Source organism: Sphingopyxis sp. LK2115 (assembly GCF_014595975.1).
Classification (GTDB): domain Bacteria; phylum Pseudomonadota; class Alphaproteobacteria; order Sphingomonadales; family Sphingomonadaceae; genus Sphingopyxis.
The window spans coordinates 21053-44471 of sequence record NZ_JABWGQ010000003.1 but is presented as its reverse complement, the minus strand read 5'-3'; the positions used below and the strand labels follow the sequence as shown (position 1 = coordinate 44471).

Sequence of the window (23419 nt, the reverse complement as noted above, 5' to 3'; positions counted from 1 at the left end):
TCCGCATGACCGCAACGCGCCACTTCCTCCTCGCCGCCGGCGGCACCGGCGGGCATATGCTTCCCGCCTATGCGCTGGCGGCCGAGCTGATCGCGCGCGGGCACCGCGTCGCATTGGTCAGCGACGACCGCGGCCTCAGGATTCCCGGCGCCCCCGCCGAAATGGAAACCCACGTCCTGCCGGCCGGGCGCGTGTCGGGCGGGCCGCTCGGCTGGCTCAAGGGCGCGCTCGCGATCCGCAAGGGGCGGGCACAAGCGATCGACCTGATCCATGATTTCGATCCGGCGGTCGTCGTCGGCTTCGGCGGCTATCCCTCGCTGCCCAGCCTGCTCGCGGCAGGGGCGACGAAGCGTCCGCGCGTGCTCCACGAGCAAAATGCCGTGCTGGGCCGCGTCAACCGGCTGATGACGCCGCGCGTCGATGCGGTGGCGGTCGCCTATCGCAATATCCAGCGCTATCCGGCGGGGCACGAAGCCAAGCGCCATATCATCGGCAATCCCGTGCGCGCCGAGATTGTCGCCATCCGCGAGGACGGTTTCCCGCCGCTCCCCGATGATGGCATCTTCCGTCTGCTCGTTGTCGGCGGGAGCCTGGGCGCGGCGGTGCTCAGCGAGGTCGTGCCGGCGGCGATCGCGATGCTGCCGCGCGCGCTGCTCGACCGCTTGCAGGTCGTCCAGCAATGCCGCGAAGCCGATCTGGAGGCCGTGCGCGCCAGATATGCCGAGCTTGGCGTTGCTGCCGAATGCGCGCCCTATATCCCGGATTTCCCCGATCGGCTGCGCTGGGCGCATATGGTGATCGCGCGCGCGGGCGCCTCGACCGTCGCCGAACTGGCCTGCGCGGGCCGCCCGGCGATCTTCGTGCCCTATCCGCACGCGATGGACGATCACCAGACCTGGAATGTCGTCGACCTGGTCGAGGCGGGCGGAGCGATTTCGTTTCAGCAGCCCGATTTTACCGCCGCCGAAGTCGCCAAGCATCTTCAGCGCATGGCGCTGGAGTCCGGCGCGCTCGAAGAGGCGGCCGAACGCGCCGCGAGCTGCGGGCTTCCCGATGCGACGCGCGATCTGGCCGACCTTGTCGAATCCTTTGCCGCGCCGCCGATGATGGACGTGATCCGGGTTGGCGCGACGGCGCCGCGCGGGGCATCGGGCGTTGCCGCAGCACGCCGGGAGGCAAAGTGATGCGCGGCGTTGCGACCGACATCGGCATCATCCATTTCATCGGCATCGGCGGCATCGGCATGTCGGGAATCGCCGAGGTGATGCACAATCTGGGTTACCGCGTGCAGGGCAGCGACATCGCCGATGGCTATGTCGTCGAAGGATTGCGCGCGCGCGGGATCAAGGTCGCGATCGGCCATGCGCCCGAAAATGTCGACGGCGTTGCGGTCGTCGTCACCTCGACCGCGGTAAAGCGCGGCAACCCGGAGGTCGAGGCGGCGCTGGCGCAGCGCATTCCCATCGTTCGCCGCGCCGAAATGCTCGCCGAGTTAATGCGCCTCAAGTCGACTGTCGCGATCGCGGGGACGCATGGCAAGACGACGACGACCAGCCTCGTTGCAGCGCTGCTCGACGCGGGCGGGATCGACCCGACGGTCATCAACGGTGGCATCATCAACAATTATGGTTCGAATGCGCGTCTTGGCGCGTCGGACTGGATGGTCGTCGAGGCCGACGAGAGCGACGGCAGCTTCCTGCGCCTCGACGGCACGATTGCTGTCGTCACCAACATCGACCCCGAACATCTCGACCATTATGGCAGCTTTGACGCGATCAAGGACGCGTTCGTCGAGTTCATCGAAAATGTGCCCTTCTATGGCGCCGCGATTCTCTGCCTCGACCATGGCGAGGTGCAGGCGATCATCCCGCGCATCCGTGACCGGCGGATCATCACCTATGGCTTTTCTGCCCAAGCCGACGTGCGCGGGACCAATGTGACACCGGGGCCCGACGGCAATCGGTTCGACGTCGTCGTGCGGGATCGTGAAGGGAACAGCCGGACGATCGAGGGCATCCACCTGCCGATGTCGGGGCGGCACAATGTCCAGAATGCGCTGGCGGCGATTGCGGTTGCGCTCCACATGGGCGTGTCGGACGACAAGATCGTGTCAGGCTTTCAGGGCTTTGCTGGCGTCAAGCGGCGCTTTACCAAGGTCGGAAAGATCGCGGTCGAAGGCGGCGTCGTCACGGTGATCGACGATTATGCCCATCACCCCGTCGAAATCCGCGCGGTGCTGTCGGCCGCGCGCGAGGGGGCGGGTGCCGGGCGCGTCGTCGCCGTCGTCCAGCCGCACCGATTTACCCGGCTGCGCGACCATATGGACGATTTCCAGCAGGCGTTTAACGACGCCGACATGGTGCTGGCGTTGCCCGTCTATGCGGCGGGCGAGGCTCCGATCGAGGGCGTTTCGTCGGACGCGCTGGTGCAGGGGCTGCGCGATCGCGGCCATCGGCACGCCCAGGTCGCCGCCGACGCCGATGCGCTGGCCGCCGCCATCGCCGCGAGCATCAGGGCGGGCGACCTTGGCGCAGGCGACATGATCATCTGTCTCGGCGCGGGGGACATCACCAGGATCGCGGCGGGCCTGGCGGCAGCGGTGGAGGCAGCGTGATTTTTTATCTGCCCTTCACCCCGTTCGTGTCGAGCGAAGTCGCGATACCCTTCGACCTGAAGTCAGGCCCGACGGGTATTGCGACATCGCGCGATGCGAGCGGAAAGGGGACGGCCGAATGACCGCGACCACCGCTCTCCCCGCTGTCCGCGGCAAGCTCACCCACAACGCTCCGCTGGCGCCGCTCGTCTGGTTCAAGTCGGGCGGCCCCGCCGACTGGCTTTTCGAACCGAAGGACGCCGACGACCTTGCCGATTTCCTCTGCGATCTCGATCCCGCGATCCCCGTCATGGCGCTCGGCCTTGGGTCGAACCTGATCGTGCGCGACGGCGGATTTCCAGGCGTCGTCGTCCGGCTGGGCAAGCCGTTCGCGAAGGTCGAGGCGATCGATGAAACCACGCTGCGCTGCGGCGGCGGTGCGTCGGGTATTCTCGTGTCCTCGACCGCCCGCGACGCGGGCATCGCGGGGATGGAGTTTCTGCGCTCGATTCCCGGCACCGTCGGCGGTTTCGTGCGCATGAACGGCGGCGCCTATGGCGGCGAGGTCAAGGACATATTGGTCGAAGCCGAGATCGTGCTGCGATCGGGCGAGCGCCGCACGCTCGCCCTCGCCGACCTCGGCTACACCTATCGCCACAGCGAATTGCCCGACGGCGCCGTGGTGATCGGCGCGATCTTCCGCGGTCGCCCCGGCGATCCCGCCGCCATCCAGGCCGAAATGGACCGCATCTCGGCGAGCCGCGAGGCGTCGCAGCCGTTGCGCTCCAAGACCGGCGGATCGACCTTCAAGAACCCCGACGGGCACAAGGCGTGGCAGCTGGTCGACGCGGCGGGATGCCGCGGCCTGGTTGTCGGTGGCGCGCAGGTCAGCGAAAAGCACGCCAATTTCCTTATCAACACCGGCGATGCGACGAGCGCCGACATCGAGGCGCTGGGCGAGGAAGTCCGTCGCCGGGTGAAGGACAAGAGCGGCGTGGAATTGCAGTGGGAGATTCAGCGCGTGGGGGTGGCGAAGTGAGTCGGGGTCCGTGGCATGTCGCCGTTTTGATGGGCGGCTGGTCCGCCGAACGCGAAGTGTCGCTGATGAGCGGCAAGGGCGTCGCCGATGCGCTTGAGTCGCGCGGCCACAAGGTCACCCGCATCGACATGGGCCGCGACGTGGTGCTGCGACTGGCCGAGGCAAAGCCCGATGTCGTTTTCAACGCGCTTCACGGCGTTCCGGGCGAGGACGGGACGGTGCAGGGGATGCTGGACCTGATGGGCCTGAAATACACCCACAGCGGCCTCGTCACCTCGGTGATCGCGATCGACAAGCAATTGACGAAACAGGCGCTGGTGCCGCATGGAATCCCCATGCCGACGGGAATAATGGTCGACAGCGAAAGCCTCTTTTCCATCGACCCGCTGCCGCGCCCCTATGTCCTTAAACCCGTCAACGAAGGTTCATCGGTCGGCGTCGCGATCGTCAAGGACGACAGCAATTACGGCAATCCCATCTCGCGCGATGCGATGGGGCCGTGGCGGGAGTTCGACCGCCTGCTCGCCGAACCTTTCATCAAGGGGCGCGAGCTGACCGTCGCGGTGCTTGGCGACACGGCGCTGGCCGTTACCGAGCTGCGCGTGAAGTCGGGTTTCTATGACTATGACGCCAAATACACCGACGGGCTGACCGAGCATGTCTGCCCTGCCGAAGTGCCCGCCGAAATTGCCGAACGAATGAAGGAACTGGCGCTTCGGGCGCACCGCCTGCTCGGCTGCAAGGGCGCGTCGCGCTCGGATTTCCGTTGGGACGACGAACATGGTCTTGCCGGCATCTTCCTGCTCGAAGTCAATACCCAGCCGGGAATGACGCCGCTCAGCCTCGTGCCCGAACAGGGGCGCGCGGTCGGCATGGATTATGCCGAGCTGGTCGAACGCATCGTGGAGGAAGCGCTGGCATGAGGGGGCGGTGGTGAGCAGCACGAAGATCAGGCGCGCCAAGGCGCCGCCGCGGCGGCCCGCACGCGCGCCGAAAAAGCGTCGCAAGATCCAGCAATCGCGCCTCAACGCGATCATCAACGCGCTGCCGATCAGCCCGCAGCGGTTGCAAAAAATCGCCAATTGGACGGTGGGCGTCAGCCTGTTCGCGGTTGCGGGCCTTGCCGCGCACGCGACGGGGGTGACGGCAAAGGTCCATGAGGAATATGCGCAGGCGGTCGGCCGTGCGGGCTTTCAGGTCAAGAAGGTCGAGGTGGTCGGCGCCGATCGGATCGACCGGCTGAAAGTCTATGACATCGCGCTTGCTCAGAAGGATCGCTCGATGGCGGCGGTCGATCTCGAAGACGTGCGCCGCGACCTGATGCAATATGGCTGGATCAAGGACGCGCGCGTGACGCGCCGCCTGCCCGACACGCTGGTCGTCGACATCGTCGAGCGCACCCCGGCGGCGATCTGGCAGCACAATAATCGCCTGTCGCTGATCGACGAAAAGGGTGTCGTGCTCGAACCCGTTACCGTCGCGACGATGCCCGACCTGCCGCTGGTGATCGGGCCGAGGGCGAACCAGCGCTCGCAGGATCTTGCCCGCCTGCTGGCCGAGGCGAGCAGCCTCAAGGAATTGCTTGCCGGCGCAACATGGGTCGGCAACCGCCGCTGGGATCTGCGCTTCCGCAGCGGCGAGACGCTGTCGCTGCCCGAAGGCGAAGAAGCGGCGAAGGCCGCGCTCGCCAAATTCGCGCATATGGATGGCGCCAACCGTCTGCTCGGCCGCGGCATATTGCGCTTCGACATGCGTGATCCCGCGCGTTTCGTGCTGCGCCTGCCGCACGAAGGGCAGGTCGCGCCCGCGAAGCTCGACGACGCGCGCGCCGTGGTCGACGCCGTTGCGGCCAACCAGTCGAACGAAGGATAGAGGATGGCGCCACCGCGCATCGAAAAGCTCATCACGGCGCTCGATGTCGGGTCGTGGAAGGTCTGCGCGCTGATCGCGGGGCAGACCGCCGACGGCCAGCTCCATGTGCTCGGCACCGGCCAGCGCGAAAGCCGCGGCGTCCAGCGCGGCTATGTCGCCGACATGGAACAGACCGAGCACGTCGTGCGCGAGGCGATCGAACAGGCCGAACGCATCGCCGGGCTCAATATCGACGATGTGTGGGTCAGCTTCTCGGCCGGGAGCCTGCTGAGCGACGTTGCGCCGATCGAAAGCGAGCTTGGTGGCCACCGGATCGAGCAGGAGGATATCGACGACCTGCTCGCCGCCGGGCGGGCGGGGATCGACCCCGAAGGGCGAATGATCCTGCACGCCCAGCCGGCGCTGTACACAATTGACGGACTGACCGGGGTGAAGAACCCGATCGGGCTGCACGCCGACCGGCTTGGCGTCGACATTCACATCATCATGGCCGACGGCGCCCCGGTGCGGAACCTCGAGGCCGCGGTGCGGCAGGCGCATCTCGACGTCAACGCCGTGGTCGCCTCGCCGATCGCGGCGGGGCTGGCCTGCCTGTCGGACGAGGAGCGCGACCTCGGCGTTGCGCTGGTCGAGATGGGCGCGGCGGTGACGACGGTGTCGCTCTATGCCGGCGGGATGCTCGTCGAAATGGCGTCGCTGCCCTTCGGCGCGAGCGACATCACCGACGACATCGCCTCGGCCTTTGGCATAAGGCGCAGCCAGGCGCAGCGGCTCCAGAGCTTCTACGGCTCGGCCTCGGCCAGCCCGCGCGACAATAATGATGTGATCGAACTCGAACCCGGTGCGCCGGCGGGCGGCGATTCGCCGCGCATCACGCGCGCGCAGCTCGTGTCGGTGATCCGCCAGCGGCTCGACGCGATGATGGGCGAAATCGGGCGGACGCTCAAAGACCTGCATTTCGTCGGGCCGATCGGGCGCCAGGTCGTGCTTGTCGGCGGCGGCGCGGACCTGAAAGGCATCGCCGACTATACGCAAAGCGCGCTCGGCCGCGCCGCGCGCGTCGGGCGACCGCGCGGCTTGCACGGCCTGCCCGATGCGCACAGCGGCCCCGCTTTCGCGACGCTCGCGGGTCTGGTTCTCTATGCCGCGTCGGACCCGGTCGACCTGCGCGACCTGCCGATGATGGCGCAGGATGTGTACAAGCCGTCGGGGACCTCGATCCTGCATCGGTTGATGGCTGCGCTGAAAAGCAGTTTTTGAATGACACGCGACGAAAAGGTTAATTTTTTGGGTGATTCCGGCGTCACAATAGTGCAATGCGGTGACAGGAATCCGGGCGGATGGACTGCCGCCCGACCGGGTCGCAAGGTTGGGGAAGCGGCAGTTGTCCGCCGCTGCAGGGAGACTTTTTGATGAGCATCAACATTGGCCCGCCGCAGGTCGACGAGCTCAAGCCGCGGATCGCAGTGATCGGCGTCGGCGGTGCGGGCGGCAATGCCATCGCCAATATGATCGCGGCGCGCGTCGAGGGTGTCGATTTCATCGTCGCCAACACCGACGCGCAGGCGCTGAACGCCTCGCCCGCCGAACGGCGCATTCAGCTGGGGGTGCAGATCACGCAGGGCCTGGGCGCGGGTTCGCGGCCCGAAGTCGGGCGCGCCGCGGCCGAAGAAAGCATCGCGCAGGTCGAAGAGGCGCTGAACGGCGCGCATATGTGCTTCGTCGCGGCGGGCATGGGCGGCGGCACCGGCACCGGCGCGGCGCCCGTGATCGCCAAGGCGGCGCGCGACCGCGGCATCCTGACCGTCGGCGTCGTAACCAAGCCCTTCATGTTTGAAGGCGCGCGGCGGATGCGTTCGGCCGATGCCGGGATCGCCGAGCTTCAGGATCATGTCGATACGTTGATCGTCATTCCCAACCAGAATCTCTTCCTTGTCGCCAACCCGAACACGACCTTCAAGGAAGCCTTCACCATGGCGGATGAAGTGCTTCAACAGGGCGTGCGCGGCATCACCGACCTGATGGTCATGCCCGGCCTCATCAACCTCGACTTTGCCGACGTGCGCAGCGTGATGCGCGAAATGGGCAAGGCCATGATGGGCACGGGCGAAGCCGAAGGCGATGGCCGCGCATTGGAAGCGGCGCAGAAAGCCATCGCCAACCCGCTGCTCGACGGCGTGTCGATGGCGGGTGCAAAGGGCGTCATTATCTCGATCACCGGCGGCGAGGACATGCGCCTGATGGAAGTCGACGAGGCCGCGAACCATATTCGCGAGCTGGTCGATCCCGACGCGAACATCATCTGGGGCAGCGCCTTCAACGACAGTCTCGACGGAAAGATCCGCGTGTCGGTCGTCGCGACCGGTATCGACGGGACGGGCGAGGCAGCCCCGTCGGCGCCTGCGACGCGCAGCTTTTCCTTCGCGCCTGCGCGCACGGTGGCCCCCGCGCCGGTGGTCGAGGAAGTGGTCGAACCCGCGGTGGAGGAAAAGCCCGTCGCCGATGAAGCGCCGGTTGCACAAAGCAACGACCCCGCGCCGGGTTTCTCGCTGGGCGATCCGGTCGAGCCCGCGGTGGCGGCAGCCGCCGAGGAAGAGCCGATGGAGCTGTCACAGGTCGCCGCGACCTATGACGACACCGCCGACGAACTTGTGCTCGACGCGCCCGCGGCCCCGGCGATCAGGGACGATGCAGCGCCCGCCGCGGCACCGGCCGAACCGCCTGCACGCCCGATCGGCGGCGGAACGCTGTTCGAGCGCATGTCGCGCCTGTCGCGCGGCGCAAGCACGGCGGACGCCGATGAGGGCAAGGGCGATTCGGTCGACATTCCGCGCTTCCTGGGGCGGCAGAACAACCAGTAACAGGGCTTTCGGACGGCCGACCGCCAGGATTGGCAGGCCGGAAACGGGATGATTTGCCCATGCGGCAAGCGAGATTGACGGCGAAGCCGGCGCACACACGGCGTAGTGTGGGTGTGCTGGGCGCGCTGTTGCTGGGGACGGTTGGCCTCCCGGCGGCGCAGGCGATGCAGGCGGCGTCGCCCGATGCGGCGACCCGCGCTGCGATGGAAAAACGCACCGCGGCGCGCACGCTCCTGTCTTCGTCGCTGGCGCGCTTGGCCTCGAACAGCAATGATGCCGCGGCGCTGCTCGACGCGGGGCGTGCGTCGATTGCGCTTGAGGATTATCGTGCGGCGCTGGGTTTCTTGCTGCGCGCCGAACAGGCCAGTCCGCGCGACGGTGCGGTGAAGGCAGCGCTCGGATCGGCGATGGTGCATTCGGAAAATCCGACGCGCGCGCTCGACTATTTCGGCGAAGCGCAGCTTTTGGGCGCGCCCGAACGGCTGTTCCTTGCCGACCGCGGCCTCGCGCGCGATCTGCTGGGGCAACAGGATGCCGCGCAGCGCGATTATCAGCTTGCGTTGTCGATCGCGCCCGATGCCGAACTGACGCGGCGCTATGCCCTTTCGCTCGGCATCAGCGGCGATCCCGATCGCGCCGTTCAGTTGCTCACGCCGCAACTGCGCGCGCAGGATCGCGGCGCGTGGCGGCTTCGCGCGATGATCCTGGCGATGAACGGCCGTGACAAGGAAGCAGGCGACATCGTCAACGCGACGATGCCCGCGCCGATGGCGGCGAATATCCTGCCCTATCTGACGCAGATGGACCGGCTCAACCCGGCGCAAAAGGCCGCCGCGGCGCATTTCGGCCGCTTCCCGAACGGTCGGCCCGCCGCGGCGCAGCAGCCGGTGCAGGTCGCCGCCGCGCCGTCAAGGCCCGCCTCGACGCCCAGCGCGCGCCGGGACGCGCCGACTCCCGCGCCCGCGGTTGCGGCTCCCGCTCCGAAGCCGACGCCGCCGCCCGCCGCGGTGCCGTCCAGCCGTCCGCGCGTCGAAACGCCCGCGCCATTGCCTTCACCGCCCGCGCAGCCGCCAGCCTCCGCGGTAAAAGCGCCGGCAGGTCCGGGCTTTTCGATCGCCGACATCAGGCCATCGGCCCCGCCCGCTGCGGCTCCGGCGCCTGCGCCGCTCCCAGCCGCGCCTTCTCCCGCCGCGTCGCCGCTCGCTTCGCTCGCCGACATCGTGGGATCGATCGAAATACCGCCCGAGGAACTCGCGCGTCCCGACGATGCCATCGGCGCCGACACGCTCGCGAGGCTGCTCGAAGACAAGCGCAAGGCCGAAGCCGCCGAAGCGGCAAAGCGCGAAAAGGATGAAGCGGCCGCCAGGGCAAAGGCCGAGGCCGATGCCAGGGCGAAGGAAGAAGCCGCCAAGAAAAAGGCGCATCCCGCGCGTATCTGGGTGCAGATCGCCACCGGCGCCAATCCGAAGGCGCTCGCCTTTGACTATAACCGCTTTGCCAAGCGCAACGCGGCGCTGTTCAAGGGCAAGGCGGGCGCGATCGCCGAATGGGGGCAGACGCGGCGCCTGCTTGTCGGCCCGTTCGCGAACCGGAAGGCGGCGCAGGACTGGCTCGGCGAATATAAGAAGGCCGAAGGCGACGGTTTTCTGTTCAACAGCGAGGTCGGCGAGATCGTCGAGCCGCTCCGGTGAGCGTCGCCCGCTGCGCCAGCGACCCGGCGCACAGCCGCGGGCGCCGTCATGCCGAATCGGGGCGCGTCGTGCGCGGGCCGCGCGATGCGTTTCAGCGCGACCGCGACCGCATCATCCATTCGATCGCCTTCCGCCGCCTGCGCCACAAGACGCAGGTGTTCATCGCCCCCGACGGCGATCATTATCGCGTCCGGTTGACCCACAGTATCGAAGTGGCGCAGATCGGCCGCGGCATCGCCCGCGCGCTGGGGCTGAACGAGGATCTGACCGAGGCGCTGTGCCTGGCGCACGACATAGGCCATCCCCCGTTCGGACATGCGGGCGAGGATGCACTGAAGGCTGCGATGGCGGCGCATGGCGGCTTCGACCACAATGGCCACACGCTGCGCACGCTGGCGTGCCTCGAATGCCCCTATCCGATGTTCGACGGGCTGAACCTGTCTTGGGAGACGCTTGAAGGGCTGGCGAAACACAATGGCCCGGTGCGGCACCCCGGCTGGGCGCTTGCCGAGATCGACGCTGATTTCGGTCTCGACCTTGCCAGCCACGCCAGCCTTGAGGCACAGGTCGCGGCGGTCGCCGACGACATCGCCTATGACAATCACGACATCGACGATGGCCTGCGCGCCGGGCTGCTCGATTTCGACCAGCTGATGGAACAGCCTTTCATCGCCGCCAATTATCGTGCGGTCGAAGCGCGCTTTCCGGGTGCGCCGCGCGAACGGCTGCTGCGCGAACTGGTGCGCGACCAGATCGGCGTGATGGTCAACGACGTGATTGCCGCGACCGCCGCCCATGTCGCCGCGGCGGGGGTCGCCAGCGCCGACGAGGTGCGCGCCGCGGGTCGCACGCTCGGCGGCTTTTCGCCCGAACTTGCCGCCGCCGAGCGCGAACTCAAGCGCTTCATGTACCAGAATCTCTATCATCATCCCGAACAGCTCGCGGCGGCCGAGGCGGCAAACAAGGTGGTGGGCAGGCTTTTCGCCGCCTATGCCGCCGATCCGCGGCTGATGGGCGCGGACTGGTCGGCGCGCCTCCCCGGCGAAGAATGCGCGACACATCGGCATATCGGCGACTATATTGCCGGAATGACCGACCGCTTCGCGATCGACCGATACGCCGAAATCTTTGGCCGCGATGCTGTCCCCGCGGCGCTCGCCCATGCCTGATACGCTGATCGTCGGCGCGACCGGCATGGTCGGACGCGCGGTGATCGAATGTTTCGGCCCGGCAACGCTGACCATCCTCTCGCGCCGCGATGCCGACCGGCTGGCGCCGCATCACAAGCAGGTGGTTGCGCCGCCAGACCGCTGGAGCGACATCATCGTCGCCGAAAGACCCGCCGTCCTGATCTGCTGCCTCGGCACGACGATCCGCGAGGCGGGATCGCAGGCCGCCTTTCGCGCGGTCGATCACGATCTGGTGCTCGCCGCGGCCGAGGGGGCGAGGGCGGGCGGGGCGCGGCAGATGATCGCGGTCAGTTCGGTCGGCGCGTCGGCGAACAGCGGCAATTTCTATCTGCGCACCAAGGGCGAGACCGAACGCGATCTGATCGCGCTTGGCTTTGACCGGCTCGACCTCGTCCGCCCCGGTCTGCTTCGCGGCGACCGGCGCGGACCGCCGCGGCTGGGCGAGGGGCTTGCGACCATTGCGGCGCCGCTTACCGATGCGCTGCTCCACGGACGCTTGCGCCGTTACCGTTCGATTTCGGCAACCGATGTCGCTGCGGCGATCGCGCGACTTGCCGCGCAGGGCGGTTCGGGCGTGCATATCCACGAAAACGACGCAATTCGCGCGCTCGCCGATTGACTCCGCAAGGGGGCATCGCCAAGGCTCGGGCGTCCGTCGGGTCTCGCAAGAGATTCGACCGGCCGCGCGGGAGAGCGTGGGGGCAGGGCAACCGGCGCCTCACCACCGAAGGAGCAACCGCCCCGGAAACTCTCAGGTCAGAAGGACCGCGCAGGCTGGAGGGGACACTCTGGAAAGCGTTCCGGCTGTTTCGGCCGGAACCACCGAAGGGGTAACTCCATGTCCGCCTCCAACGCGGGGCATGGAGGAAAACTCTCAGGTTCCCGTGACAGAGGGGGCATGGCGACCGCGCGGCATCGGGCCGCGCCGCGCCGTGTCAACGACGGGAAAGCGATATGCACGAAGACGACGAGATCCCCATCGAAACGGCGACCTTGCCGCTCGACGCCTGGCACCGCGCGAAGGGCGGCCGGATGGTGGCGTTCGCAGGCTACTGGATGCCAATCCAATATGAAGGCATCATGGCCGAACATCTCTGGACGCGCGAACATGCCGGCCTGTTCGACGTCAGCCATATGGGCCAGCTCGCGCTGAGCGGCGAAGGCGTCGCTGCGGCGCTCGAAATGCTGGTTCCCGGCGACATTTCGGCGCTGAAGCCGGGGCGGATGCGTTATTCGCTGTTGCTGAACGATGACGGCGGCATCCTCGACGATCTGATGATCACCAATGAGGGCGACCAGTTCGGCATCGTCGTCAACGGCGCGGTCAAGTGGGACGATATCGCGCATCTGCGCGAATATCTGCCCGACCACATCACGCTCAACCACAAGGACGACCACGGCCTGCTTGCCTTGCAGGGGCCAAAGGCGGTGACGGCGCTTTCGCGCCTTGTGCCCGAAGCGGCCGGGCTCGTCTTCATGCAGGCAATCTCCGCGACGTGGAACGGCCATGCCATCGGCCTCAGCCGGTCGGGTTATACCGGCGAGGACGGGTTCGAGATTTCGCTGCCGAATGCGGCGCTGGAAAGTTTTGCCGAAGCGCTCTGCGCGATGAAAGAGGTGAAGCCGATCGGCCTCGGCGCGCGCGACTCGCTGCGGCTGGAGGCGGGTTTGCCGCTCTATGGCCACGATCTCGACGAAAATACCGACCCGGTCGAGGGCGATCTGGCCTTTGCGATCAGCAAGCGCCGCCGCGAGCAAGGCGGTTTCCCCGGCGCGGCGCGCATCCTTGGTCATCTGGCCGACGGATCGCCACGCAAGCGCGTCGGGCTTCTCGTCGAAGGGAAAATACCGGTGCGCGAAGGCGCCAGATTGTTCGATGGCAACGCCGAAATCGGCGTCGTGACGTCGGGCGGCTTTGCCCCCAGCGTCGGCGCGCCGATCGCCATGGGTTATGTCCCGACCGGACTGGCCGGGCCGGGCACCGCGGTCGCCGCCGAGGTGCGCGGCAAGCGCGTCGCCTGCACCGTCACCGCCATGCCATTCATTCCGCACCGTTATGTGCGCAAACAGGGAGCCTGACCGATGCCGCGTTATTATACCGAAGAACATGAGTGGATCGACGTCGACGGCGACGTTGCGACGGTCGGCATCACCGACTTTGCGCAGGGCCAGCTGGGCGACATCGTCTTTGTCGAGGTTCCCGACACCGGCGCCGAACTCAGTCAGGGCGGCGACGCCGCGGTGGTTGAATCGGTGAAGGCGGCGAGCGACGTCTATGCTCCGGTCGACGGCACGGTGACCGAAGGCAATGCGCAGCTTGAGGAAGATCCCTCGCTCGTCAATTCGGACCCCGAAGGCGAAGGCTGGTTCTTTCGCATGACGCTGGCCGACAAGAGCCAGCTCGACGGCCTGATGGACGCAAAGGCCTACAAGGCCTTCTGCGACGCCCTGTAACCGACCGCCCCTCCCGCACGTGGGAGGGGAAGGGGACATGATGACCGCAACCGATCCCGCGCTGGCCGATTGCCGCCTGATGGTGGCGACGCCCGTCTATGAGGGCGCGCAGGGCACCTATGTCCGCGCCGCGCTCGACCTGGCGCTGCGCGCGCAGGCGATGGGGGTGCCGGTGCGGTTCGAGTTCATCCTCTATCAGCCGTCGATCACGCGCGCGCGCAACCTGTTGACCGCCATGTTCCTGGCCAGCGACTGCACGCACCTGCTGTTCGTCGACGCCGACATCGATTTTTCGGCGGACGACGTGTTTTCGATGGTGCGCGCGATGGATGCGCGTGCCGACGTCGGGGTGCTCGGCGCGGCCTATCCGCGGCGCATGATCAACTGGCGCAACGTGGCGCGCGCGGCGGAGCTTGGGATCGCCAAGGATAATCCCGCAGAGCTTGCGCGCTTTGCGGGCGAGTTCGCGCTGCATTTCCTGAACCCGCAGCAAAGCTTCAGGATGACCGATCTGGTCGAGCTGTCGCGGCTCGGCACGGCGATGATGATGATCCGGCGCGGGGTGCTCGAAACGATGCGCTCGCGATTCCCCGATCTGGTGTTCCGGCCCGATCCGGCCGAACAGCAGGCGCATGGCGTCGGCGACGTCGCGCCCGCATTTTTCTTTCCCTTCATCGACCCCGAAAGCCGGGCGTTGCTGTCGGACGATTATTCCTTTTGCCACCGCGTCCGCGACGCCGGTTTTCGCATCTGGCTCGCGCCGTGGGTCCGCACGACCCATGCGGGGCCGATGGTCTTTGCCGGCGCGCTTGCCGACACGGCGCAGCTTTATTCCGTCAATCCCGCCCCTTCTGTGGAGTAGTTCATGCGTTATCTCCCGCTCACCCCCGATGACCGCGCGGCGATGCTTGGTGTCATCGGCGCGTCGTCGATCGACGAGCTGTTCGCCGATGTCCCCGCCGAGGCGCAGCTCGACGGTCCGATCGCCGGCTTGCCGATGCGCGCGAGCGAGCTTGCGGTCGAACGCCATATGGGCGCGCTTGCGCGTCGCAACCGCGCGGCGGGCGACGGACCCTTCTTCCTTGGCGCGGGCGCCTATCGCCATCATGTGCCCGCCAGCGTCGATCACCTGATCCAGCGCGGCGAGTTTTTGACCGCTTACACCCCCTATCAGCCCGAAATCGCGCAAGGCACGCTCCAGATGCTCTTCGAGTTCCAGAGCCAGGTCGCGCGGCTGTTCGGCACCGACGTCGCCAATGCGTCGATGTACGATGGTTCGACCGCGTGCTGGGAAGCGATCGTGATGGCGCGCCGCATCACGAGGCGCAGCAAGGCCTTGCTCTCGACGGGCCTGCACCCCCATTATCGCAGCGTCGCGCGCACGATGGCGAAATATACCCGCGACATGCTCGTCGACGGCGATCCGACGCTCAGGCCGGGCACCGACTGGGCGGCACTGGCGGGCAGCATCGACAAGGAAACCAGCTGCGTCGTTGTCCAATATCCCGACATCCTCGGCCGCATCGACGACATGACGGCGCTTGCGGAGGCCTGTCAGGCTGCGGGCGCGCTGCTGATCGCGGTCGTCACCGAACCCGTCGCGCTTGGCCTCATCAAGTCGCCGGGCGAGATGGGCGCCGACATTGTGGTGGGCGAGGGTCAGTCGCTCGGCGTCGGCCTGCAATTCGGGGGGCCCTATGTCGGCCTGTTCGCGTGCAAGAGCAAATATGTCCGCCAGATGCCGGGGCGCCTTTGCGGCGAGACCGTCGATGCCAATGGCAAGCGCGGTTTCGTGCTGACGCTTTCGACGCGCGAACAGCATATCCGGCGCGAGAAAGCGACGAGCAATATCTGCACCAATGCAGGACTCTGCGCGCTGGCTTTCAGCATTCACATGACCTTGCTGGGCGAGGCGGGGCTGCGCCAGCTGGCGGCCATCAACCACGGCCGGGCCAAATCGGCGGCCGCCGAGCTGGCCAAGGTGCCCGGCGTGTCGGTGATGAACGACAGCTTTTTTAACGAATTCACCCTGCTGCTGCCCGTCGCGGCGCGGCCGGTCGTCCACAAGCTGGCGGAGAAGGACATTTTGGGCGGCGTGTCGCTCGGCCGACTCTATCCTGACAATGCCGGTCTCGAAAATGGCCTGGTCGTCGCCGTGACCGAAACCGTGACCGACGACGATATCGCCGCCTTTGCCGCGGCGCTGAAGGAGGTGCTGGCATGACCGCGCTCAACCGCGCCGGATGGCGCCCCGAAATGAACGCCGCTGGCGGCGCCGACGACGCGGCGACCTTCACCGGCAATCGCGCGCTGATGCTTGATGAACCCCTGATCTTCGAGATCGGATCGACCGAAACCACCGGCGTCGATTTCGACGAAGCGGCGCCCGCCGCTGACCTTGACGGCCTCGCGCGCACCGCGCCGATCGGCCTGCCCGGGCTCAGCGAATCCGAAACCGTGCGCCATTACACGCGCCTGTCGCGCCAGAATTACGCGATCGACCTCGGCCTCTTTCCGCTCGGCAGCTGCACGATGAAGCACAACCCGCGCCTCAATGAAAAGGTCGCGCGGATGCCGGGCTTTGCCGACGTCCACCCGCTCCAGCCGCAGGAAACGGTGCAGGGCGCGCTCGCCGTCATCAACGAGCTGGCCGTCTGGCTGATCGGCCTGACCGGAATGTATGGCGTCGCCATGTCGCCCAAGGCCGGCGCGCATGGCGAGCTGTGCGGCATCCTGTGCATCAAGGCGGCGCTCGAAGCGCGCGGCGAGGATCGGCGCGTGCTGCTCGTCCCCGAAAGCGCGCATGGCACCAACCCCGCCACCGCCGCCTTCGCAGGCTTCACCGTCGAGGATATTCCCGCGACCAAGGAGGGCCGGGTCGATCTGGAGGCGCTGAAGGCGCGGCTCGGCCCCGATGTCGCGGGGGTGATGATCACCAACCCCAACACCTGTGGCCTGTTCGAGCGCGACATGAAGGCGATTTCGGACGCGGTTCACGCGGCGGGCGGCTATGTCTATTGCGACGGCGCCAATTTCAACGCGATCGTCGGGCGCGTGCGTCCCGGCGACCTTGGCATCGATGCGATGCACATCAATTTGCACAAGACCTTCTCGACCCCGCACGGCGGCGGCGGGCCGGGGTCGGGGCCGGTCGTGCTGTCGGAAGCGCTGGCGCCCTATGGTCCGCTTCCCTTCGTCGCGCGTTATGCCGACGGCACATACAGGCTGATCGAGGAGGAAAATGCGGGCGAGGAGCATCCCGCGACCTTCGGCCGCATGACCGCCTTCCACGGACAGATGGGCATGTTCACCCGCGCGCTCGCCTATATCCTCAGCCACGGAGCCGACGGGCTGAAGCAGGTCGCCGAAGATGCGGTGCTCAACGCCAATTATGTGCTGCGCAGCCTGGAGGACGTCCTCGACGCGCCCTTCGCTGCGTCGGGTCCGTGCATGCACGAGGCGCTGTTCAGCGACAAGGGATTGGCCGAGGGTTTCTCGACGCTCGACATCGCCAAGGGGCTGATCGACGAAGGCTATCACCCTATGACGGTCTATTTCCCGCTCGTCGTTCATGGCGCGATGCTGATCGAGCCGACCGAGACGGAGAGCAAGGCGGCGCTGGACCAGTTCATCGGCGCGCTGCGCAGCATCGCGATGCGTGCAAAGAACGGCGACCCGGCGCTTAAATCGGCGCCGCATTTCGCCCCGCGCGCGCGGCTCGACGAAACGGCGGCGGCGCGCAAACCCGTGCTGGCGTGGGAAGGTGATCTGTAATCCATCGTCATCCCGGCGAAGGCCGGGATGACGGATAAAGGGGAGGGTGCAATGAGCTGGGACAGCCTGTTTCTGCCGGCGAATTATTGGGCCATTGCGGCGTGGATCGCGCTCGCTTTCCTGCCGCGCGGGCCAAAGACGCTCGCGCTCATCCTCTATCTGGGCGTCGCATTGCTGTGCCTCGCTTACACCGTGCTGATTGCGGGATTCCTGACCGGCGGCATCGACCCCGGCGGTCCGGGCGGCGGCGACTTCACGACGCTGAAGGGCGTGATGGCGCTGTTCGACAGCCCCGGCGGCGCGACGCTCGGCTGGATCCATTATCTGGCCTTCGACCTGTTCACCGGCATGTGGATCGCGCGCGACGCCGATCAAAAGGGATTCAGCCGCATCGCGCAATTCCCCTTTCTGCTGCTGACCTTGCTCGTCGGGCCGGTCGGGCTGTTCGCCTGGCTGATCGTCCGCGAACGCCGCGCGCGGGCACAGGCGAAGGCGAAGTGACGCCGCAGCCGTGGATGCCGGGCGACGGCGGCGCAGCGGACAAGCGCCACGCACCGGCGACCTTGCGCAACCGCGACGCCATCGCCGCGGTGCTCGCCGACTGGCTGCCCGCGTCAGGCACGGTGCTGGAGGTTGCGAGCGGATCGGGCGAACATGCCGTTCATTTCGCCGCCGCCTTTCCGCACCTCGACTGGCAGCCGAGCGATCCCGACCCTGCCGGGCTGACCTCGATCGCCGCCTGGCGCGCCGAGGCAAAGCTCGCCAATCTTGCGCCACCGCTCGCGCTCGATGCGACGGCACCCGCCTGGCCGCTCGGCCAGGCCGACGCGATCCTGTGCATCAACATGGTGCATATCAGCCCGTGGGACGCGACGCTCGGCCTGTTCGCGGGCGCGGCGCGGCTGCTCGCACCCGGCGCGCCGCTGATCCTCTATGGCGCCTTCATCGAGCCCGACGTGCCGACCGCGCAGAGCAACCTCGACTTCGACGCCAATCTGCGCGCGCGTGACCCGGCATGGGGGCTGCGCGACACCGATGCGATCAAGGCGGCCGCCGCGGACGCCGGACTGGCGTGCGCCGAACGCCGCGCGATGCCCGCGAACAATCTGATGCTGTTGTTCCGCCGCACCTGACGGACCTGACAGGGTCGGGCATCGACGCTTTACCTTGCGGGCGGAACCGTTAGCTTTCTCACCAACTGCGCGCAAAAGACGCGATTCGAGGAGAGAGAGGCGATGGGCCGCGACGTTTCGGACCTGTTCACATTCGACGAGTTTCTGACCCATTGGGCCGCCGAGCGGCCCGATCGCGTCGCGATGCGCGAAGAGAATCGTGTCTACAGCTATGCCCAGCTCGACGATCTGACGGCGCGCGCCGCCTCTGCGCTGATCGCGGCGGGGCTGAAAAAGGGCGACCGCATCGCGTGGATCGGCAAGAACAGCGACCTTTATTTCACCCTCTTCTATGGTGCCGCGCGCGCGGGCATCGTGATGGCGCCGATCGGCTGGCGCCTGTCGCCCGCCGAGTGGGCGTTCATCGTCAACGATACGCAGGCGAAGATGGTCTTCGCCGGGCCGGGTTTCGACGGGCTTGCCGATCAGCTCGCCGATAGGCTCCGGAACGATCCGACGATTGTCGGTGCGGCGGATGCCTGGGCGATGATTGAGCGCGCCGGGCGTGCGCCCTTCGAACCTTCCGCAGTCGATGACGCCGTGCTCCAGCTTTATACGTCGGGCACCACGGGTAACCCCAAGGGCGCGGTGCTTTCCAACCGCAACCTGTTCGCGCTGCGCAAACATTCGAGCACGCTCGACATGCCCTATACCAAATGGGACGATGACGAGGCGGTGCTGGTGGCGATGCCCTGCGCGCATATCGGCGGCACGGGGCTGGGCATCATGGCGCTCGCGGCGGGGCTTCCGGGGATCGTCCTTGCCGAGTTCAACCCGGACGGCGTGTTCGACGCGGTCGAGCATTATGGCGTGACGCGCTTCTTCATGGTTCCGGCAGCGCTTCAGATGCTGCTGATGCATCCGCGCTGCGCCAGCGTCGATTTCAGCCGCCTCAAATATATTCTCTATGGCGCCGCGCCGATTCCGCTCGAGCTGCTGCGCCAGTGTATCCAGATGTTCGGCGCACAGTTCATCCAGGCTTATGGCATGACCGAAACCACCGGCACCATTTCGATGCTGCCGCCCGAGGACCATGATCCGGCGGGCAACAAAAGGATGCGCTCGGCGGGCAAGGCGCTGCCCGGCGTCGAGATCCGCATCGTCGATGCCGACGGCAATCCCGTGCCGACGGGCGAGGTGGGCGAGGTCGTGACACGATCGTCGAACAATATGCTGGGTTATTGGAACCTGCCCGACGCCACCGCGCGGACGTTGACCGATGACGGCTGGATCCGCACCGGCGACGCCGGTTATCTGGACGAGGACGGCTATCTGTATATTCACGACCGGATGAAGGACATGATCATCACCGGCGGCGAAAATGTCTATCCGGCCGAGGTCGAAAGCGCGATCTTCGGCCATCCCGCGGTGCAGGAGGTCGCGGTGATCGGCATTCCCGACGCGAAATGGGGCGAAACGGTAAAGGCGGTTGTCGTCGCCAAGCCCGGCGCCAGCATCGACGAAGCCGACATCATCGCCTGGGCGCGCGAACGCATCGCGCCCTTCAAATGCCCGCGCAGCGTCGATGTGGTCGACGCGCTGCCGCGCAATGCCAGCGGCAAGATTTTGCGCAAGGATCTGCGCGCACCCTATTGGGAAGGCTATGAGCGGATGGTGAATTGATGGGCGTCGGGGACGCGACCGAAAGCGGCCATAACCCCAAAAAACCCCTTCGCTGAAAGAGAGGGGCTTAGAGCGGCGAGCGTTGGATCAGAGCCATTTTTCCCGCTCGACACCCACGAATGGAAGCGTTGCCGATGTGGCGCACGACGCGCGAAACGGCCGCTACGTCCGCTCCCCGCCCCGAAGGGCCGGTGCGTTTTCCTTGTTGGCATTGCGATGCACGGGGGCGCCAACGGCTTCGTGCGCGAGGGTGAAGCCCGTTTCGTCAGGCGACCGCCTGACGCGCGCGCGCGCGTCGGAATCCATCGCGCGCCATGCAGCGCCCAAGCCATGCCCTGGTCGCCTCACCCAGCACATCGCCGGCGCCCAGCGTCGTCGCAAGGAAGGCGGCATAGCCGATCGCAATGTCGGCAATGGTGAAGCGTCCCGCGACAAGCCACTCGCGCCCGTCGGCGAGCGCCGCCTCGATGCTTTTGGCGCGACCGCCGAAAAACGCCCTATAGTCCTCGACGGCCTGGGCCAGCCGCCGCTCTTCGGGTTCGACCCGCGTGTAGCGGATCATGATCGCAAGCGGAAAGGTCAGCGTTGCGTCGCTGCGATGGAGCCAGTTGCGATAATCCCAATAATCGGCTTCGTCGCGGCGCACCTCGAGCGGCGTCCCTTCGGCGATGCGTTCGCAGATCGCTGCCGATTCGGTCATCAGCCGACCATCCTCCACCCAGCCGGGCACGGTCATCAACGGGTTCACGGCGCGATAATCGGGCTCGAAGGCGCGCGGCGGAAACCGCAGCAGCTTGAGGTCGACGTCGATCGCCGCCTCTTCTGCCGCCCACAGGCAGCGCAGCGAGCGGGCATCGGGGCAGTGATACAATGTCGGCGGCGTCATGCGGCAACCTCCTTTGGACGCTCGATATGGCGGCGATGCTCGCGCCAGGCGATGAACAGTCCCGATGCGACGATCAGCGGCGCGCCGATCCAGGTCGTGTCGGCGGGCAGCGTGCCGAAGAACCACCAGCCCGCGGCGATCGACCAGAGCAGGCTGGAATAGTCCATCGGGATCACGACCGACACGGGGGCAAGGCGCAGGGCGCCGGTCAGCGCCATCTGCACGACCGCGCCCAGCAAGCCGAGTCCGATCAGCAGCAGCCATTCGTGCGCGTCGTGCGGCGTAATGACAAAGGGCAGCGCAAGGCCGAGCGGGATCATCGACAGCAGGCTGAACCAGAAAACGATCGTCGCGGCATTTTCGGTGCGGCCAAGGTCACGCACGGCGATGGTTATAAGCGCGGTCATGATCGCGCCGCCGACCGCGACGAGAGTGCCGAGGCCATGGTCGCCGCCGAAGCCGCCTGCGAAACCGGCGAAGGGGTCGAGCACGAGCAGCACGCCGACAAAGCCGACGATCACCGCGCCCCATCTTTGCCATCCGGTCGCCTCGCCGAGCAGCAGCGCGGCGAAGATGACGGCAAAGATCGGCACCGACAGGCTGATGGTCGTCGCCTCGGCCATCGGCAGCAGGATCATTCCGCCGAAATTGCACGCCATGCCCGTCAGCCCCATGATCATGCGCCGCATGTGCGCGCCGATCCGCCGCGTCCTGAGCGACGCGAGCCCGCTCGTCGCCATCACCCAGGCGAGCAGGAAGGGCAGAACAAGCGCCTGCCGCCAGAACAGGCTTTCGACGATATGCACGCCCGCGGCGTCGACATATTTGACGAGCACGAACATCAGCGAAAGGCTGACCATCGCGATCAGCCGCAGCGCGATGCCCCCAAGATAATGTTGCGGCTGGTCAGCGGGCTGAGCAAGGGAAGGGGCGGCGGTCATGAGCCCCAAGCGCATATCAGCCCCGCCCGCGCGCGCAAGCCGTGATGCCCGCGTCATCCCCCTTGCCCCGCTTCGCCAATCGGGCTAGGGGCGCACTCCGGCCTAGGGGTATAGCTCAGTTGGTAGAGCATCGGTCTCCAAAACCGAGGGTCGCGGGTTCGAGTCCTGCTGCCCCTGCCAGGCCGGTCGGCAAAGCCCGGGGCAAAGGTCGGTCGCCGCGCATCGTCACGGCCGGGCGCGCCGGTCATCGGTCCATCGAACAAGTCCCTCATTTATGTTGCGGGAACGCTCGCGGTCCCGCGCCCGGCTCCTTTCGGCATCCTTCGCATTTTGCAGATTGGGTGCTTTCTTAACGCCGCGAGACCGCCTAACCAGACGCCCGGCAACGACAGCGAGCGGCATGACAATCTCTCCAGCCACCCCCACATCGCCGGGTCGTATCGACCTGCTCGCGCTCGGCGCCCTGTTCATCGGGCTGGTGTCGGTGACCGGCGGCGCGGCGCTCGCCAAGAGCCTGTTCCCGCTCGTCGGTCCCGCGGGCGCGACCGCGCTGCGGCTGATCTTCGGTGCGCTCCTCCTGTCGATCGTGCTGCGTCCTTGGCGGCTCGATCTTCGCGGGGGCTGGCGGTCGGTCCTTGTCTATGGCGCCGTTCTCGGACTGATGAACCTCAGCTTCTATCATGCGCTGGCCTATATCCCGCTGGGTATCGCGATCGCGATCGAGTTCATCGGACCTTTGGCGGTGGCGGTGTTCACTTCGCGCCGACGCCGGGATCTCCTGTGGATTGCGATCGCGGTGGCGGGGCTTTTGCTTCTGCTGCCGCTGCGCGCGGGCGTCGCCGCGCTCGACTGGCGCGGCGTCGCGCTCGCGCTTGTCGCGGGGGCCTGCTGGGCGGCCTATATCCTGCTGGGCAAGCGCGCGGGGGTGGAGCATGGCCCCGCTGCCGCCGCGGCCGGCACGGTCGTCGCGGCGGTGCTGGCTGCGCCGGTCGGGATCATCGCGGCGGGCTCGACGCTGCTCCAGCCGGAGATTCTGGCGCTTGGCCTCGCGGTCGGGCTGGTATCGAGCGCCATTCCCTATGGGTTCGAGATGGTCGCGCTCCGTCGCTTGCCGCCGAGCAGCTTTGGCACCTTGCTCAGCGCCGAGCCCGCGGTCGGCGCGCTGATCGGGGTTTTTTTGCTCGGCGAATGGCTGTCGGCGGCACAATGGGTGGCCATCGGGCTCATCATGGCGTCGTCGATCGGCGCGGCGGCGGGCGCGCGGGATGACGCCGTTGCCGATCCGCCGCCCTGAAGAGGAGTGCCGGTCGCCCAGCCCTTGCC

General features: G+C 67.0%; 22 protein-coding genes, 1 tRNA gene and 2 riboswitches. Of the genes, 21 read left to right on the top strand and 2 right to left on the bottom strand.

The features are described from left to right. The first annotated feature begins 5 nt into the window (after positions 1-5). The 19 genes from murG to HUW43_RS00665 all read left to right on the top strand — a co-directional run bounded on the left by murG (position 6) and on the right by HUW43_RS00665 (position 20269). On the top strand, positions 6-1184 hold the full coding sequence (gene murG / locus HUW43_RS00750) for an undecaprenyldiphospho-muramoylpentapeptide beta-N-acetylglucosaminyltransferase (protein ID WP_188235684.1): 1179 nt from the start codon (positions 6-8) through the stop codon (positions 1182-1184). Next, on the top strand, positions 1184-2614 hold the full coding sequence (murC, locus tag HUW43_RS00745; protein WP_188235683.1) for a UDP-N-acetylmuramate--L-alanine ligase: 1431 nt from the start codon (positions 1184-1186) through the stop codon (positions 2612-2614). The genes murG and murC overlap by 1 nt, the downstream gene beginning before the upstream one ends. Further along, on the top strand, positions 2611-2736 hold the full coding sequence (locus HUW43_RS15810; RefSeq protein WP_262926776.1) for a hypothetical protein: 126 nt from the start codon (positions 2611-2613) through the stop codon (positions 2734-2736). Before murC ends, HUW43_RS15810 begins: the two co-directional genes overlap by 4 nt. Beyond that, a complete protein-coding gene (gene murB / locus HUW43_RS00740; RefSeq protein ID WP_188235682.1) occupies positions 2733-3632 on the top strand; it encodes a UDP-N-acetylmuramate dehydrogenase in 900 nt (299 codons plus the stop codon). The genes HUW43_RS15810 and murB overlap by 4 nt, the downstream gene beginning before the upstream one ends. Further along, on the top strand, positions 3629-4555 hold the full coding sequence (locus tag HUW43_RS00735) for a D-alanine--D-alanine ligase (protein ID WP_188235681.1): 927 nt from the start codon (positions 3629-3631) through the stop codon (positions 4553-4555). Before murB ends, HUW43_RS00735 begins: the two co-directional genes overlap by 4 nt. Before the next feature lie 10 nt (positions 4556-4565). Beyond that, positions 4566-5504 (top strand): cell division protein FtsQ/DivIB, encoded by a 939-nt coding sequence (locus HUW43_RS00730; protein WP_188235680.1) that lies wholly within the window; start codon positions 4566-4568, stop codon positions 5502-5504. A 3-nt stretch (positions 5505-5507) separates the two neighbouring features. Beyond that, a complete protein-coding gene (ftsA, locus tag HUW43_RS00725) occupies positions 5508-6764 on the top strand; it encodes a cell division protein FtsA (protein WP_188235679.1) in 1257 nt (418 codons plus the stop codon). Positions 6765-6916: 152 nt separating this feature from the next. Beyond that, the gene (gene ftsZ / locus HUW43_RS00720; RefSeq protein WP_188235678.1) at positions 6917-8365 is read left to right on the top strand and encodes a cell division protein FtsZ; all 1449 of its coding nucleotides are present in this window, start codon (positions 6917-6919) and stop codon (positions 8363-8365) included. 107 nt (positions 8366-8472) lie between these two features. After that, the gene (locus HUW43_RS00715; protein ID WP_317450798.1) at positions 8473-10056 is read left to right on the top strand and encodes an SPOR domain-containing protein; all 1584 of its coding nucleotides are present in this window, start codon (positions 8473-8475) and stop codon (positions 10054-10056) included. Continuing rightward, positions 10053-11225 carry a deoxyguanosinetriphosphate triphosphohydrolase gene (locus HUW43_RS00710; RefSeq protein ID WP_188235676.1) on the top strand — a complete coding sequence of 391 codons (1173 nt, stop codon included), beginning with the start codon at positions 10053-10055 and terminating at the stop codon, positions 11223-11225. Before HUW43_RS00715 ends, HUW43_RS00710 begins: the two co-directional genes overlap by 4 nt. Then, positions 11218-11865 (top strand): NAD-dependent dehydratase, encoded by a 648-nt coding sequence (locus HUW43_RS00705; protein WP_188235675.1) that lies wholly within the window; start codon positions 11218-11220, stop codon positions 11863-11865. Before HUW43_RS00710 ends, HUW43_RS00705 begins: the two co-directional genes overlap by 8 nt. Before the next feature lie 57 nt (positions 11866-11922). Continuing rightward, positions 11923-12024: riboswitch (glycine riboswitch) on the top strand. After that, positions 12025-12147, top strand: a riboswitch (glycine riboswitch). It begins immediately after the preceding riboswitch. Between the two features lie 53 nt (positions 12148-12200). After that, a complete protein-coding gene (gene gcvT / locus HUW43_RS00700) occupies positions 12201-13325 on the top strand; it encodes a glycine cleavage system aminomethyltransferase GcvT (RefSeq protein ID WP_188235674.1) in 1125 nt (374 codons plus the stop codon). 3 nt (positions 13326-13328) lie between these two features. Continuing rightward, positions 13329-13700 carry a glycine cleavage system protein GcvH gene (gene gcvH, locus HUW43_RS00695; RefSeq protein WP_188235673.1) on the top strand — a complete coding sequence of 124 codons (372 nt, stop codon included), beginning with the start codon at positions 13329-13331 and terminating at the stop codon, positions 13698-13700. Between the two features lie 40 nt (positions 13701-13740). After that, on the top strand, positions 13741-14562 hold the full coding sequence (locus HUW43_RS00690; protein ID WP_223181159.1) for a glycosyltransferase: 822 nt from the start codon (positions 13741-13743) through the stop codon (positions 14560-14562). Positions 14563-14565: 3 nt separating this feature from the next. Continuing rightward, entirely contained in the window at positions 14566-15924 is a 1359-nt protein-coding gene (gene gcvPA / locus HUW43_RS00685) for an aminomethyl-transferring glycine dehydrogenase subunit GcvPA (RefSeq protein WP_188235671.1), read from the top strand. Continuing rightward, the gene (gene gcvPB / locus HUW43_RS00680) at positions 15921-17474 is read left to right on the top strand and encodes an aminomethyl-transferring glycine dehydrogenase subunit GcvPB (RefSeq protein WP_188235670.1); all 1554 of its coding nucleotides are present in this window, start codon (positions 15921-15923) and stop codon (positions 17472-17474) included. The genes gcvPA and gcvPB overlap by 4 nt, the downstream gene beginning before the upstream one ends. A 51-nt stretch (positions 17475-17525) precedes the next feature. Further along, a complete protein-coding gene (locus tag HUW43_RS00675; RefSeq protein ID WP_188235669.1) occupies positions 17526-17975 on the top strand; it encodes an abscisic acid-deficient protein Aba4 family protein in 450 nt (149 codons plus the stop codon). A 14-nt stretch (positions 17976-17989) separates the two neighbouring features. Beyond that, positions 17990-18607: a DUF938 domain-containing protein gene (locus HUW43_RS00670; protein WP_188235705.1), complete on the top strand. Its 618-nt coding sequence runs from the start codon at positions 17990-17992 to the stop codon at positions 18605-18607. A 102-nt stretch (positions 18608-18709) separates the two neighbouring features. Next, positions 18710-20269 carry a fatty acid--CoA ligase gene (locus HUW43_RS00665; protein ID WP_188235668.1) on the top strand — a complete coding sequence of 520 codons (1560 nt, stop codon included), beginning with the start codon at positions 18710-18712 and terminating at the stop codon, positions 20267-20269. 265 nt (positions 20270-20534) lie between these two features. Here HUW43_RS00665 and HUW43_RS00660 read toward each other — a convergent pair whose 3' ends face one another. Next, positions 20535-21155, bottom strand: coding sequence for a glutathione S-transferase family protein (locus tag HUW43_RS00660; RefSeq protein WP_188235667.1), 621 nt, complete (start codon positions 21153-21155; stop codon positions 20535-20537). Next, the gene (locus tag HUW43_RS00655) at positions 21152-22096 is read right to left on the bottom strand and encodes a DMT family transporter (RefSeq protein ID WP_188235704.1); all 945 of its coding nucleotides are present in this window, start codon (positions 22094-22096) and stop codon (positions 21152-21154) included. Before HUW43_RS00655 ends, HUW43_RS00660 begins: the two co-directional genes overlap by 4 nt. A gap of 104 nt (positions 22097-22200) precedes the next feature. Between HUW43_RS00655 and HUW43_RS00650 the strand changes: the two genes are divergently transcribed. Continuing rightward, positions 22201-22276: transfer RNA gene (locus tag HUW43_RS00650), tRNA-Trp, on the top strand. A gap of 220 nt (positions 22277-22496) precedes the next feature. Continuing rightward, entirely contained in the window at positions 22497-23390 is an 894-nt protein-coding gene (locus tag HUW43_RS00645) for an EamA family transporter (protein WP_188235666.1), read from the top strand. The last annotated feature ends 29 nt before the right edge of the window (positions 23391-23419 follow it).